Consider the following 13,653-nt stretch of genomic DNA (forward strand, 5'->3'; position numbering starts at 1 on the left):
CATACACTATTATAAGTATTTAAATTTAATTTTTTTAAAAATAGAGGTAATTTTAACTATTTTTAATGAAAATATACTAATTTTTAATAAAAATACTTAATTTTTTAAAAAAACAGACTAAAACTGTCTATTTTTAGAGAAAAATACTACAAAAAATTTTAAAGTTATATTTATATTTGATGTGATAGAGTTATTCAAAAATATATTAAGGAGATTAAATGGCAGTAGTAATTACTGATACATGTATAAGCTGTGATGCTTGCCTTGACGAATGTCCAGTTGAAGCTATCGTTGATAATGACGAAAATCCTACAGGTGAAGATATTTATTATGTATATGAAGACAAATGTGTTGAGTGTATAGGTCATAATGACACACCAGCATGTGCTGATGCATGTCCAACAGAAGGATGTATTGTATGGGGCGAAAATCCTGATACAGAAGGCGTTGTAGCCGGTACTCCTTGCGTAGAAGACTAATTTAAAAATATTTTAAGACAATTTAAAAGGCAGGTAATTTTACAATTACTTGCCTTTTTTTATTTTTTTAGATATAATCCGCGACTTGAAATTCAAAATAGGAAAATATCATATGGAACAAACGTTATCTATCATCAAACCTGATGCTGTTGCTAAAAATGTTGTAGGGAAAATCTTAGACAGATTTGAATCTGCTGGACTAAGAATTGCAGCTACTAGAAAAATGCAATTAAGTAGAGCTGATGCTGAAGCTTTTTATGCTGTACATGCTGAGAGACCATTTTTTGGTGAATTAGTAGAATTTATGATTTCTGGACCTGTTGTAGTTTCAGTTTTAGAAGGTGTTAATGCAATGAGTATCAACAGAGATTTAATGGGTGCTACTAATCCTAAAGAAGCTGCTGCTGGTACAATTAGAGCTGATTTTGCTGATTCTATTGATGCAAATGCAGTTCATGGTTCTGATTCTGTAGAGAATGCAGCTAATGAAATTAAATTTTTCTTTTCAGATAGAGAAATCTGTTAGTAAATATTTATGCAAATAGAATTTAGAAAAGTCCCTTTTACACCAAAAGAGTTCTCTCTTGAACTTGATTCAGTTAAATTAGAGGGTACTTTTTGTAAAATGTCGCCTACATTGGCTAAAGTTGAAGCAACTTTAGTAGGTCCTACAGCTGTAGATTGTTGTAGATGCGGGGCTGAATACACTATAGACCTTAACGAAAATCTAGAGTTTTTGTTATCAAATAGAGTGTATGAAGATGAATCTGAGTTGGAAAACTTGGTAATTGAGATAGAAAACGATATGATTGACTTTAATGAAATAATCGAAAGTGAAATTTCATCTATAAGAAGTGATTATCACATATGTGCTCTTTGTTTAGAAAATAAAGATAGTATAGAAAAAGAATATTAAAAGGAGAATAACATGGCAGTACCAAAGAGAAGAGTGTCACACTCAAGATCAGCTAAGAGAAGAACTCACTATAAAATTACATTAAAAAGACCTGTAAAAGATAGTGATGGAACTTGGAAAATGCCTCATACGGTAAACCCGAATACTGGCGAATATAAAAACTAATGCTAAAAATAGCAATTGATGCGATGGGTGGGGACTTCGGTCCCGAACCTATTATAGACGGCCTTATAGCCGCTCTTAGAATAAATACAGCTTTTTCTGCAATTGCTGTAGGTAGAAAAGAAGAACTACTAAAACTTATCCCACCTGAATACTTACGAAGAATAGAAATCCTTGATTGTAATGATGTTATATCTATGCAAGACCATGCAACTGATGCATTAAAAAGAAAAGATAGCTCTATTTATCAAGCTATTGAACTTGTTAAAAATGGTCAAGCAGATGCTGTTGTTTCAGCAGGACATTCTGGAGCTTCAATGTCTTTAGCGACGTTAAGAATTGGAAGAATAAAAGGTGTTACTAGACCTGCTATTGCAACACTTATGCCAACTAGTGAAAATCAAAATACTTTAGTATTAGATGTAGGGGCAAATGTTGATTGTGATGAAAAAAATCTTTTTGAATTTGCAGTTATGGGACAAATCTACGCTCAAGATGTTTTGAAACTTGATGAACCAATTATTGGATTACTAAGTAATGGGGAAGAAGAATCAAAAGGTAACGAAGTTACTAGAGCAGCTTATGAATTATTAGCTAATTCACAAATCAAAAATTTTGCTGGAAATGTTGAAGGTAGTGATATCTTCAAAGGTACAGTTGATGTTGTTGTTTGTGATGGATTTATTGGAAATATATTATTAAAAACAGCCGAAGGTGTAGCAGACACTATTGGTCAAATATTGAAGAAAAATCTAAAAAGATCTCTAATCTCTATTGCAGGTGCTGTATTGATGAGAAAAGTCTTCAAATCGCTAAAAGTTAGAGTTGATTATGCAGAATATGGTGGAGCTCCTTTATTAGGTGTTAAAGCTCCAGTGATAATAGCCCATGGAAAATCAAATCCAAAAGCTATAAAAAATGCAATAAATCAGGCTATAAGTGCAGCGAGTTCTAGACTAGAACAAGATATAGAAGATAAACTTGCAAAATATAGAAATTTTTAAGGACTAAGAATGGCTTACGCAGCTTTTAGATCAATAGGTGCTTACATACCAGAAAAAATCATGACAAATGCAGATTTTGAAAAAATCATGGATACGTCAGATGAGTGGATAACAAAAAGAACTGGTATAAAAGAAAGAAGGGTAGCAGCAGAGGATGAATTTCCATCTGATATGGGTGCAAATGCAGCCAGAATTGCTATTCAAAGAGCAGGAATAGAGCTAAGTGACATAGACATGATTGTTTGTGCAACTGTAACTCCTGATTACCTTTGTATGCCCTCAACTGCTTGTGTACTAGCATCAAAATTGGGTTTAAGAGATGTGCAAGCTTTCGACATAAGTGCTGCTTGTACAGGATTTATATATGCTTTATCTATTGCAAAAGCATTTATTGAATCTGGTATGAAAAAAAATGTACTTATTGTTGGTGCTGAAAAATATACTTCTATTTTAAATTATGAAGATAGAGGGACTGCTTTTATTTTTGGAGATGGTGCAGGTGCAGCTATTATATCTGCAACTGATAAAAAAGAAGAAGCAATAGTTGATGTAAAATGTTCTAGTGATGGTGATTATGATCACTTAATCATGACTCCAGGTGGAGGAAGTAAAAATCCATGTTCACCTGAAGTAGTGGAACAAAAACTAGCTTGTATCCAAATGAAAGGTGGCGAAACTTTTAAATTGGCAGTTAAAACTTTAACTTCTGATGTAAAAGAGATGTTTGAAAAACATAAGCTAAATCCAGAAGATATTAACCACTTTATTCCTCACCAAGCAAATTTTAGAATTATAAAAGCTGTTGGTGAAGCTTTAGGATTAAATGAAGACCAAACTGTTGTAACTGTAGACAAATATGGAAATACTTCAGCAGCTTCTATTCCTATGGCTATGAACTATGCTTATGAGCAAGGGAAAATAAAAGCTGGTGATAATGTACTTTTTGATGCATTTGGAGCTGGACTTACTTGGGGAAGTGCTTTCTTCCCATTCTCACCTAAAAAATAAATTTATACAATTAAGATAAAGCTATCTTAATTGTAAACTTCTAAATTTTACTTCTTATTGAAACTTTTTATTATTTGGATTATTTTTAAATACATTTATTGATTTATGTAAAGAAGCTTTTGAACTTGTGTTAAATTTCTCTACAGTTGCTACTGGATTAATCAATAAAATTGACTCATCAATTACTATTTGAAAAACTGATTCTAAAGGAATTGTAACCGTCGAACCAAAGTTCTCTGAACCAAAACCTGCTTCAAATGAAATAAAGTCATCTTCGATTTTTATAGTTGTATATGTATAATTACTTAGAACAAAAAGTGAAAACTTAGCTAGTTTTTTTTCTATGGCACTTGGCAAAGCAGGATCAAAAGTTGCTCCATTTACATTTACAGTTATTGCAAATTCGCTATTTCTTTCTAATAAAAAAACTACCATATCTTTTACTTGTTTACACATCAAATTCTTAAATTCAACACTCTGTATTACATCATTTACCATATTTTATTCCTTTTTTTAAAAATCCATGATAATATATAATTACATGAAAACAATTACATTTATTTTACTGATTTCAACATTAATATATGGTCATACTCTACAATTTACCCAATCAGATATTGCAAAGATAAAAGCTGATCCAAATAAAAGTGCAATTATAAAAAGAATACAAAACTATGAGGAATTGGAGAAAAAAATTAAAAATTTCTCTACAATTAGAAAACTGGGACACATCAATAGTTTTTACAATAGTATTCTTCCTGAACTTGATAAACAAAAATATGGAATAAGTGATTATTGGAGTACAAGAAAAGAGTTTTTGATTGATGGTAGAGGTGATTGTGAAGATTATACCATTGCAAAGTATTTTTCACTTCTTGAAAATGGCTTTTCTAAAGATAATCTTTTTTTAGCAGTTGTTCAAGTCAAAGGAAAAACTACTAAACATATGGTACTACTTTATTTTCCAACAAGAGATAAAATCCCATATGTCTTAGATAATCTTAGTTTTAGAGTAATACCTTTAAATAAAAGACCCTCATTGGAAGTAGATTTTATATTCAATGAAAAAGAATCATATCTTATGAAAAATGATAAAATAAGTAAAAAAGTAAGAATCAATTGGGGAAAAGAAGATAAATGGAATAACTTACTTAAAAGGGTTTATGTAAACAAGGAGTAAAAATACTTCCTTAATTTACACAACTATTTTTTCTTTTTTGATACAAAAACCTCAGCAACATCTTTTGCATATTGTAATTCACTTGTAATTCCTACACAAGAACAATTTATCTCTGATAAAACATATTTATCACTTCCATCTTCATTGTAATCTAAAATATAATCCATAGTCCAAAGTAAAGGATAATTTTGACCATTAAGATATGGTTTTAAATCTTTTAATCCATTCATTGTAAGTTCTACTACTGCTTTCCATTTTGGCTCACTTGGTGATTCATATTTATATTTTGCTCCAGAAAATAGTGTTGCAGAAAATTGTCCCTCTTGTGGTTTTTTATGTACAACAGAAATTGGCTTGTCATTTACAAGTAAAACTCTTATCTCACCTTCACTTATTCGTTCCAAATATCTACACCCCACAAAGCCAGTTTTTCCAGTAAAATATGCAGCATATTCTGAAATATTGTCTTCAAAGTTTGGCTCAAACTTATGCAAAAATTCATTGATATCATCAAAATAAAACTTTTGGTTATTGACAGCTTCCACAGAAAATATAGAACCATCATCTTTTTTTGATACCAAATAAACACCCTCACCTGTTGAGCCATAATTTGTTTTTAAAACTCTTATTCCATGTTTATCTAAATCAGCGGGAAATCTTGTAGCAAAATCGGTAAAGGTGTGATAAAAATAGCTTTCATCATCTCCTAATTGTGTGCCTTTTAGTTTGGCTAAAATATCTTTAAAATCAAGATTAATCATAACATCTGGGTGAGTATGCACTTCAATACCAGAATTTCCCAAAGCCTTTAAAAATTGAAAATATTCATCCACTTCTTTTAGATTGCCAGGATTGATTCTACTTATTACAGCAACTGCTTTTTCTTTTAAATAATCCAATAAATCGTATTTTCTATTTGGTCTATAAAATACAATCTCAGTTTTATAATCTGTTACTTTTTCTATAGCATCCAAGATAGGTTTTGTATCTGGGCGAAAACCATCAAAGCCTTTATCGCTTCCTTTTGCATATTCAATTATGAATATAGTGTTTTTCATTTTGTCTCCTTTTGTTGTCACACAAAAGGATTTTATATTAGAAAAAAAACTTTTTGATTACAATTGGATTTTAATAGATAAAAATTGGATTTTTTATGATGTCAAAATCAATCATTGCATTCATAAGTGCAAGCTTTGAAGCTGATTTTAAATCTTCGATTGTAAGGTCTTTTTCAATGATATTTTTAGATTCAAGATACCTTTGTCTTGTAGTACCATTTAACAAAGGCTTCTTAGGTGTATACCAATTAGAGCCATCATATAAGGCAATATTTGCAATAGAAGTGTCAGTTAATAAATAGTTTTTAAAAATAATTATCTCATGAGCGTCTTCTTTTTTAGCATAAAGTTCATCTAAAGAAGCTCTATTTAGATACTTTTTTGAATACTCTATGTTATCATCGTAAACTATTTTAAAACTTTTTATTTCTCTTTTTTTATATTCATCATATCTTACATCTATTATTTCATCGTCATTGTATATAACTTTACATTTTAAAAGTTTACTATTTAAAGGATAGATATACTCATTTAAGTCTATATTTTTCCCAATAGTACTTGCTAATCTTAAATTATGAAAATGAAGATTAAATACCTCTTTATCTTCACATTTAATAGTTTCGAAATATTCCATATTTTTGACCTAATTTTTTTATTATTTTATCAAAAAAAGTGTTTTTAGTCTCTTTTTTGCTAAAATAATAAAAATTGTAATAGGTTATAAATGAAATATATTCTTTTTCTTCTTTTAATTCTAAGCTCACTTTGCGCAAATAACAAAAAAGAAATTTTACTTTTGCACTCATACAATAATGGATTGAAATGGAGTGATGAGATAACAAATGGTTTACAAAGTGTTATTTCAAGATATCCAAACTATGAACTTACAATTGAATATATGGATACTAAAAAAAATCATAGTAAAGAATACTTTGAAATTTTATCTTTACTATATACAAAAAAATATGCAGATAAAAAATATGATTTAATCATTACAGCAGATAATTATGCTTTTAATTTTGCCCTTACAAATAATAAAAAGATATTTCATGATACTCCAATTATTTTTTGTGGTCTTGAAAACTATGATAAAATCAAAATCCCAAATAATATGAAAAATTCTGTCACTGGTGTCATAGAATACAAAGAAATCAAAAAAAACATACAACTTATAGAAGATTCCATAAAAAATTTAAATACTTTGTATATCATAAGTGATAATACTCTATCTTCAAAGGCAATAAGAAATCAGATACTTGATGCTACTGCAGAACATAAAAATAAAATCAATATTATTTTTGATAAAAAGGTTGATATAAAAACACTAAAACAAAAAATCAAAAAACTTCCAGCAAATAGTGCCATACTTTTCACAAGTTTATATAAAGACATAAATGGAGAATTTATCTATGCTAATGATTTAAAAGATTTATTTGAAAATTCTGCTTATCCTATTTTTGCTATAACTAAAATACATTTAGGAGAAGGTGTAGTTGGTGGGATTATGGTAGATCCATTTGAGCAGGGAAAACTAGCAGGAAATAAAGCCAATGATTTTTTAAATGGAATACCTATTAAAGACATAGATATATCAACTCCTATTTCAAAACATTATTTTGACTATTCAGTATTAAAAAAGTTTGATTTACTCAATTCAAATATTCCAATGCAATCGACCACAATAAATAAACCAAAAGACTTTTTTGAAGAGAATAGAAAAATCATAGATAGTACTTTTATTTTATTACCTTTACTTTTTCTTTTGATTATTGGATTAATTGTTAATATTGTAAAAAAAGTCAATTTAGAGATAAAACTACTAGAACAAACTAAATTAGATAATGTTTTATTAAATAATATAAAAAATATAATTTATTGGAAAAGTAAAGAAGGCATTATTTTAGGTTGTAATGATGCTTTATGTAAATACTTAGATCTTTCAAAAGATAAAATTGTGGGTAAAAAACTAAATGATATCTTTCCTGAAATTTGCCAAAAAGTTGATGACAGAAAAGTATTCGTAAGTGACATAGAAACGACTTTAAGAGATAAGAACAATGCTATTTTAAATGTTTTAATTAGACAAAAAATATATTTAAATAAAAAGAATGAAGAAGCAGGAATTGTTACAATAATAAATGATATCACTGATTTAAAAAAACTAGAGAATCAAAGAAAAAAAGATGAACAATTTATAGTACAACGATCAAAACTTTTTGAAGTAGGAGAGATGATAACTTCTGTTGCTCACCAATGGAAGGCCCCACTAATAGAAATATCAACCATAGCTCAAGAGTTACTTTATAAAAAAGATATTTCGAAAAGCTCTAGTAAAGAGTTTGTTGATGAAATTATGACACAAGTTCAATATATGACAAGCACAATTGATGATTTTAAAGATTTCATAAAACCCTCAATCAGAAAAAGTGAATTTGAAATAAATTCTGCAATAGATCAACTTCTAAGAGTAGTTGAACACAATACAAAATACAACTACATAAATGTAGATATAAACTATGAAGAGAATAAATCCTATACAATATATGGTTATGCAAATGAGTTTAAACAAGCCATATTAAATATAATAAATAACTCAAAAGATAGTATTTTAAAAAAAAGACAAACCCAAGAGTTTCAAGCAAAAATTTCTATATCAATATCTTCAGAAAATGATTTTTTATGTATATCCATAAAAGATAATGGGATTGGAATAAAAGATGAAAATCTAGAAAAAATATTTGAACCATTTTTTACAAGTAAAAAAAATGGTGATGGATTTGGTCTTTATATGGTAAAACTAATCATTGAAGATAAAATGAATGGCTCAATTAAAGCTTTACCTTGTGATGAAGGAGCAAATATTTTTATCTGTTTAAAAGATCCAATAGAGAATTAAAATGAAAATATTATTATTAGAAGATAATAAAAGATTATCAAAACTTATTATTGAAGCCCTATGGGAAAAAAATTACAAAATTGATTGGTTTGAAGATGGAATACATGCTTTAAATGCAGTTCACGATGGTTATGACTGTTTTATTTTGGATATAAATGTACCAGGAATAGATGGGCTTAGTTTGTTAAAAGAGATTAGAGTTATGGATAAAAAAACACCCGCCATAATTATAAGTGCTAATGTCGAATTGGAGACTATAAAAGATGCTTATACTAATGGTTGCGATGAATATATAAAAAAACCTTTTTATATCTATGAGTTAGAATTGAAGCTTAATAAATTTTGTAAAAAAGAAAAAGAAATTATAAATCTACTTGAAAACTATACTTATAACACAAGTAGTGAACTTTTGTATGATGAAAATAAACAAGAGATAAAATTAGCAAAAAAAGAAATTTTACTTTTAAATTTATTTATAAAAAATTGTGAGAAAATAGTTACCTTTGAACATATAGAACAGTATGTTTGGGAAGGTGATTTAACTACAAATGAGAGTATTAGAACACTTGTAAAAAGACTAAGAAAGAAACTTCCAAAAGATACAATAACTTCACAAATTGGAATTGGATATAAACTACAAATTTCTTAAAATGGTAAGTAGATTTTATCAATTAATTCTTGATATTCTAACTTAGCATCACTATCACAAGTAATTCCACCACCACTTTTATAATAAAGATTTTCATCTTTATCTTTTTGAATAAATCTAATCATAACAGAACTATCTAAACTCTTTCCATCAAAAATCCCAAAAATACCTGTGTAATATTCCCTATCATATCCTTCAATATCTTTTATTATTTCTACAGTTTTTCTTTTTGGTGTTCCAGTTATAGAACCAGCTGGAAGAAGTGAAAGTAAGATATCTCCTAGTTTTTCATTCCAATTACTCTGTAATTCTCCTGATATTTTAGAACTTACTTGAAGAAGTTTTTTATCACCTGCTTGTATTTCATCAATATATCTAAACCTATCTACTCTAACTTTAGTTGAAACTATTCCCAAGTCATTACGAAGTAAGTCTACTACCATCGTATGTTCAGCCATCTCTTTCATATCACCCAAAATTTTAGCACTAGCATTTGCTAAGCTTGCATCAATAGTGCCTTTCATGGGATAAGTATAGATTTTATCTTTTTTGATTTTTATAAATCTTTCAGGGGAAAAACAGACAAATTCATCTTTAAATTTTAGTTTAAACTTTGCTTTTGATCTTTCATAAATCTCATCTAAACTCAAATCACACTTTATTTTTGTTTTAGCTGTTAGATTTAATAAATAACTGTTTCCTGAAGCTATTTGTTCTTGTATATATTCGAACTTCTTTTTATACTCTTCAAAACTCATTGGGTATTTTATCAAGGCTTCATCTTTTATTGAGTTTTTTTTCTCTTTAGCTGAAATCTCATATTTTATATCTTCTGGCAACTCTTTTAAAGGTTTTAAGAAGTAACTTTTTAAATCATAACTTATCATAAAAAAAAATGGCTCTTTTGAAGAGCCATAATTATTAAGTTGAGTTATTAAGTCTTGCTTGTTCAAATATATACTATTGAGAAAGTATTAGTTTTTTAAGTACTGCCATTCTAACAGCAACACCGTTTTTAACTTGTTTTAAAACTTTTGATCTAGGATCTAATAACATCTCATCACTAATATCAACATTTCTGTTCACTGGTCCTGGATGTAAAAGTAAAATATCTCTATCACCTAAAACTTCTTTTGTAATACAATAATCTTTTGCATAATCATTAATTGATTGGAAATATATTTCATTGTGTCTTTCTAATTGTGTTCTTAAACTCATCACAACATCAACTTCATCAATTACTTCTGAAATATTATCATATTGTTTGTGCTCATTTGTTTCTGATTTAAAACAATCAGGTGCTACAAAACACACATCTAATCCAAATCTAGGAAGAAGTTTTCTATTAGAACCAGCAACTCTTGAAGTTCTAACATCACCTACTATTGCAACTTTTTTACCTTCAATTTCTCCATCAAAATGTTCCATGATAGTAAACAAATCAAGTAAAGCTTGAGTAGGATGTGCATGTTTGCCATCACCTGCATTAATTATTGGGCAATTTACAAGGTCAACTAAAGTTCCTGGTAATCCACACTCTGAATGTCTTATGATAATAGCATCTGGACACATTGCGTTGATATTTGCAACAGTATCAAATATAGTTTCACCTTTACTACTAGAACTTGTTCCCACATCAAGTGAAACAATCTCTGCACCTAATCTTTTTGCAGCTATTTCAAAAGCACTTCTAGTTCGTGTAGAGTTTTCAAAAAATAGGGTAACTACTACTTTGCCTTTTAAAATATCCCTTGATTTCATATCTAAAAACAGTTTCGCATCATCAAATAATGAAATAATCTCCTCGTTTGTAAAGTCTGAAGTTCTTATGAGGTTTTGCATCTATTATCCTTGCCTTTTTAAAAACAAATTTTATCAAAAAAAAGATTAAATTGGTTATAATATTTTCCTATTCTCCCTAAGGAACTTAATGAAATTTTCACTTTATATAATATTTACAATCATATTTTTACTTTCTAATGCAAATGCACAGTTTAATCAAAAAGTTTCCTTTGATGAAGTTAAAAAAGAAATCTCTTACGAAAATGATATAAAACCCATACTAGACAAAAGATGTGTAGTTTGTCACTCTTGTTATAATTCACCTTGTCAATTAAAAATGAGCTCACTAGAAGGACTTTTAAGAGGAGCAACAAAAGAGCCTATTTATAAAAATAGACTAAAAGCTGGTGAAATGACAAGACTCTTTGTAGATGCAAGTACTACAGAACAATGGAGAGAAAAAGGCTTTTATCCAGTAAATGAAAAGATACCAAATCTAAATGCTTCTATAATGTCTTATTTATTAAATCAAAAACAAAATTTTCCAAAAATAAAAGGAAGTTATGCCCCAGAAGATGATGAACTAACTTGTATAAAAGATAAAGATGAACTTGAAAAATATTTAAATGACAAGCCTTATCATGGTATGCCCTATGGTTTTCCAGCTTTAAAAAAAGAAGAACACAATCTTCTTATGACTTGGTTAAATAAAGGAATAAAAAAGCCTAAAATCATACAAACAAAAGAACCAAAAGAGATAAAAATCTTCGAAGACTTTTTGAATAATCAAGATGTAAAACATAAAGTAACAGCTAGATATATTTATGAACATCTTTTCTTAGCTCATATTAAATTTCCTGATAGTAATGATTTTTACGAACTAGTAAGGTCTTATACAAAACCAAATACAAGTGTAAAAGTAATAGCAACAAGACTTCCTTATGATAAAGTTGAAGAGCCATTTTATTATAGGTTTGAAAAAATAAAATCAACTATTGTTCATAAAACACATATGGTATATAATTTTGATGAAAGTAAATTAAAAAGATATAAAGACCTTTTTATAAATACAAATTGGGAAGCAAAACCTACTTTAGTAAGTTATGATTCAAAAATAGCAGCAAATCCATTAACAGCTTATGAACAAATACCTGCAACATCTAGATACAATTTTTTACTTGATAATATCCACTACTTTATTATGACATTTATAAGAGGTCCTGTTTGTAAAGGTCAAATTGCACTAAATGTAATAAATGACCATTTCTGGGTTGCCTTTAAAGACCCAAAATATGATGTAACTCTTCATGATAGTAACTTTATACATGATAATTTAAAAAAGCTAAGTGTACCAAATGAATATGGACCAAATGCTCCTATTTTGGATACTTTTGATTTTTATAATTATGACCAAGATACCATAGCTTATTATAAAAATAAAAATGAACTTTACAAAAAATATTATAAAAATGGAATAGATATAAATAGTATCTGGAAAGGCAATCATAACGGAAGAAAAGATAATGATGCAATATTGACTATATATAGACATTTTAACTCTGCCTCAGTTCAAAAGGGAGCCTTGGGTGATATTCCTAAAACTATGTGGGTTATTGATTATCCTTTATTAGAAAGACTTTATTATTCTCTTGTTGTTGGATTTGATGTATTTGGGAATACCCCCCATAAACTACTTGTAAGAAAGTATATGGACAGACTAAGAATAGAAGGTGAAAGTAACTTCTTAGAATATCTTCCAAAAGATATTAGAAAAACTCAATTTGACAAATGGTACTTAGGATATACTGCAAAATGGTTAATTACTTACATCCCATCTCAAAATAACACCTTAATAAAATATAACTCTAAAGAGTATAAAAAAGAGTTGATTTTAGATATCTTAGATTATACAAATACACCAAAAGATGAAATAAACTTTATAGAAAAAGATTATAAACAATCTCCTATATTAAAACAATACAATACAAAAGCTCAAATAGAAAAAGGCCTTAAAGACCTAACTTTAAAAAAGAATATAACTCTTTTTAGGGACTATTCAAGTGATAATTTCAATCTTTCATATTTAAGAATACAGATGAATAATAAAGAGAATTATGTTTATTCAATAGTAATAAATAAATGGCATGACAATGTTGCCTTTTTATTTAATGAAAGTGAAAGATTAGATCCTCGTAAAGATAAAATAAATATAGTAAAAGGATTTATAGGTTCATATCCAAACTTATTTATTGTTGTAAAACAAGATGATTTAAGTGAGTTTTTTAATATTTTGATACATTATAAAAAAAATGATAATAAAAAACTAGCAAAATATTTTATAAGTAGAGAAAATAAAAACTTTTGGGAAGTATATGATTGGTTTCAAAATGAATTTGACAAAGAGAAACCTATAGACTCAGGAATTTTTGATTTAAATAGATATTTTAGAAAATCTATCCTTCCCGAAACTAATTAAAAATATATTTTCGATATAATAAGCATATTTTTTTTAGGAAGTT

The 13,653-nt window shown here is 28.1% G+C and carries 15 protein-coding genes; 10 read left to right on the top strand and 5 right to left on the bottom strand.

What is annotated here, in order from left to right:
* Nucleotides 1-218 precede the first annotated feature (218 nt).
* From LXN10_RS04670 to LXN10_RS04695, 6 genes are all read left to right on the top strand, one after another.
* Complete coding sequence (locus tag LXN10_RS04670; RefSeq protein ID WP_013136540.1) at nucleotides 219-479, top strand: 4Fe-4S dicluster domain-containing protein; 261 nt, start codon at nucleotides 219-221, stop codon at nucleotides 477-479.
* 112 nt (nucleotides 480-591) lie between these two features.
* Entirely contained in the window at nucleotides 592-1,005 is a 414-nt protein-coding gene (gene ndk, locus LXN10_RS04675) for a nucleoside-diphosphate kinase (RefSeq protein WP_013136541.1), read from the top strand.
* 9 nt (nucleotides 1,006-1,014) lie between these two features.
* Nucleotides 1,015-1,395 carry a hypothetical protein gene (locus LXN10_RS04680; protein WP_375724735.1) on the top strand — a complete coding sequence of 127 codons (381 nt, stop codon included), beginning with the start codon at nucleotides 1,015-1,017 and terminating at the stop codon, nucleotides 1,393-1,395.
* A gap of 12 nt (nucleotides 1,396-1,407) precedes the next feature.
* Nucleotides 1,408-1,560 carry a 50S ribosomal protein L32 gene (rpmF, locus tag LXN10_RS04685; protein ID WP_013136543.1) on the top strand — a complete coding sequence of 51 codons (153 nt, stop codon included), beginning with the start codon at nucleotides 1,408-1,410 and terminating at the stop codon, nucleotides 1,558-1,560.
* Complete coding sequence (plsX, locus tag LXN10_RS04690; protein WP_013136544.1) at nucleotides 1,560-2,561, top strand: phosphate acyltransferase PlsX; 1,002 nt, start codon at nucleotides 1,560-1,562, stop codon at nucleotides 2,559-2,561. The genes rpmF and plsX overlap by 1 nt, the downstream gene beginning before the upstream one ends.
* 9 nt (nucleotides 2,562-2,570) lie before the next feature.
* Nucleotides 2,571-3,569, top strand: coding sequence for a beta-ketoacyl-ACP synthase III (locus LXN10_RS04695; RefSeq protein WP_375724736.1), 999 nt, complete (start codon nucleotides 2,571-2,573; stop codon nucleotides 3,567-3,569).
* Between the two features lie 54 nt (nucleotides 3,570-3,623).
* On the opposite strand, the gene LXN10_RS04700 is transcribed toward LXN10_RS04695, so the two are convergent.
* A complete protein-coding gene (locus LXN10_RS04700) occupies nucleotides 3,624-4,067 on the bottom strand; it encodes a hypothetical protein (RefSeq protein ID WP_375724737.1) in 444 nt (147 codons plus the stop codon).
* 43 nt (nucleotides 4,068-4,110) lie between these two features.
* Between LXN10_RS04700 and LXN10_RS04705 the strand changes: the two genes are divergently transcribed.
* Nucleotides 4,111-4,749, top strand: a complete 639-nt coding sequence (locus LXN10_RS04705) for a transglutaminase-like cysteine peptidase (protein WP_375724738.1) — start codon at nucleotides 4,111-4,113, stop codon at nucleotides 4,747-4,749.
* A 23-nt stretch (nucleotides 4,750-4,772) separates the two neighbouring features.
* Here the strand turns inward: LXN10_RS04705 and LXN10_RS04710 are convergent, their stop codons facing one another.
* Nucleotides 4,773-5,807, bottom strand: a complete 1,035-nt coding sequence (locus LXN10_RS04710) for a Cj0069 family protein (RefSeq protein ID WP_375724739.1) — start codon at nucleotides 5,805-5,807, stop codon at nucleotides 4,773-4,775.
* A gap of 70 nt (nucleotides 5,808-5,877) precedes the next feature.
* Nucleotides 5,878-6,441: an aminotransferase class IV family protein gene (locus LXN10_RS04715; protein WP_375724740.1), complete on the bottom strand. Its 564-nt coding sequence runs from the start codon at nucleotides 6,439-6,441 to the stop codon at nucleotides 5,878-5,880.
* A gap of 90 nt (nucleotides 6,442-6,531) precedes the next feature.
* Here LXN10_RS04715 and LXN10_RS04720 point away from each other — a divergent pair, with 90 nt between their 5' ends.
* Nucleotides 6,532-8,703 (top strand): ABC transporter substrate binding protein, encoded by a 2,172-nt coding sequence (locus LXN10_RS04720; RefSeq protein WP_375724741.1) that lies wholly within the window; start codon nucleotides 6,532-6,534, stop codon nucleotides 8,701-8,703.
* A 1-nt stretch (nucleotide 8,704) separates the two neighbouring features.
* The gene (locus LXN10_RS04725) at nucleotides 8,705-9,352 is read left to right on the top strand and encodes a response regulator transcription factor (RefSeq protein ID WP_375724742.1); all 648 of its coding nucleotides are present in this window, start codon (nucleotides 8,705-8,707) and stop codon (nucleotides 9,350-9,352) included.
* Here the strand turns inward: LXN10_RS04725 and LXN10_RS04730 are convergent.
* Both LXN10_RS04730 and LXN10_RS04735 read right to left on the bottom strand, forming a co-directional pair.
* Nucleotides 9,349-10,305, bottom strand: coding sequence for an aminodeoxychorismate synthase component I (locus LXN10_RS04730; RefSeq protein WP_375724743.1), 957 nt, complete (start codon nucleotides 10,303-10,305; stop codon nucleotides 9,349-9,351). The two genes, LXN10_RS04725 and LXN10_RS04730, sit on opposite strands and share 4 nt — an antisense overlap.
* A gap of 7 nt (nucleotides 10,306-10,312) precedes the next feature.
* On the bottom strand, nucleotides 10,313-11,194 hold the full coding sequence (locus tag LXN10_RS04735) for an aspartate carbamoyltransferase catalytic subunit (RefSeq protein WP_375724744.1): 882 nt from the start codon (nucleotides 11,192-11,194) through the stop codon (nucleotides 10,313-10,315).
* Between the two features lie 88 nt (nucleotides 11,195-11,282).
* Between LXN10_RS04735 and LXN10_RS04740 the strand changes: the two genes are divergently transcribed.
* Nucleotides 11,283-13,610 carry a fatty acid cis/trans isomerase gene (locus LXN10_RS04740; RefSeq protein ID WP_375724745.1) on the top strand — a complete coding sequence of 776 codons (2,328 nt, stop codon included), beginning with the start codon at nucleotides 11,283-11,285 and terminating at the stop codon, nucleotides 13,608-13,610.
* Nucleotides 13,611-13,653 lie beyond the last annotated feature (43 nt).

This window comes from Arcobacter iocasae, from assembly GCF_042214795.1.
GTDB lineage: Bacteria > Campylobacterota > Campylobacteria > Campylobacterales > Arcobacteraceae > Arcobacter > Arcobacter iocasae.

Bases quoted from the DNA above. Each gene is read 5' to 3' on its own strand.
- LXN10_RS04735 (WP_375724744.1), bottom strand. From the start codon at position 11,194: ATGCAAAACCTCATAAGAACTTCAGACTTTACAAACGAGGAGATTATT.
- ndk (WP_013136541.1), top strand. From the start codon at position 592: ATGGAACAAACGTTATCTATCATCAAACCTGATGCTGTTGCTAAAAAT.
- LXN10_RS04740 (WP_375724745.1), top strand. From the start codon at position 11,283: ATGAAATTTTCACTTTATATAATATTTACAATCATATTTTTACTTTCT.
- LXN10_RS04670 (WP_013136540.1), top strand. From the start codon at position 219: ATGGCAGTAGTAATTACTGATACATGTATAAGCTGTGATGCTTGCCTT.
- LXN10_RS04705 (WP_375724738.1), top strand. From the start codon at position 4,111: ATGAAAACAATTACATTTATTTTACTGATTTCAACATTAATATATGGT.
- LXN10_RS04715 (WP_375724740.1), bottom strand. From the start codon at position 6,441: ATGGAATATTTCGAAACTATTAAATGTGAAGATAAAGAGGTATTTAAT.
- LXN10_RS04720 (WP_375724741.1), top strand. From the start codon at position 6,532: ATGAAATATATTCTTTTTCTTCTTTTAATTCTAAGCTCACTTTGCGCA.
- plsX (WP_013136544.1), top strand. From the start codon at position 1,560: ATGCTAAAAATAGCAATTGATGCGATGGGTGGGGACTTCGGTCCCGAA.
- LXN10_RS04700 (WP_375724737.1), bottom strand. From the start codon at position 4,067: ATGGTAAATGATGTAATACAGAGTGTTGAATTTAAGAATTTGATGTGT.
- LXN10_RS04680 (WP_375724735.1), top strand. From the start codon at position 1,015: ATGCAAATAGAATTTAGAAAAGTCCCTTTTACACCAAAAGAGTTCTCT.
- rpmF (WP_013136543.1), top strand. From the start codon at position 1,408: ATGGCAGTACCAAAGAGAAGAGTGTCACACTCAAGATCAGCTAAGAGA.
- LXN10_RS04725 (WP_375724742.1), top strand. From the start codon at position 8,705: ATGAAAATATTATTATTAGAAGATAATAAAAGATTATCAAAACTTATT.
- LXN10_RS04710 (WP_375724739.1), bottom strand. From the start codon at position 5,807: ATGAAAAACACTATATTCATAATTGAATATGCAAAAGGAAGCGATAAA.
- LXN10_RS04695 (WP_375724736.1), top strand. From the start codon at position 2,571: ATGGCTTACGCAGCTTTTAGATCAATAGGTGCTTACATACCAGAAAAA.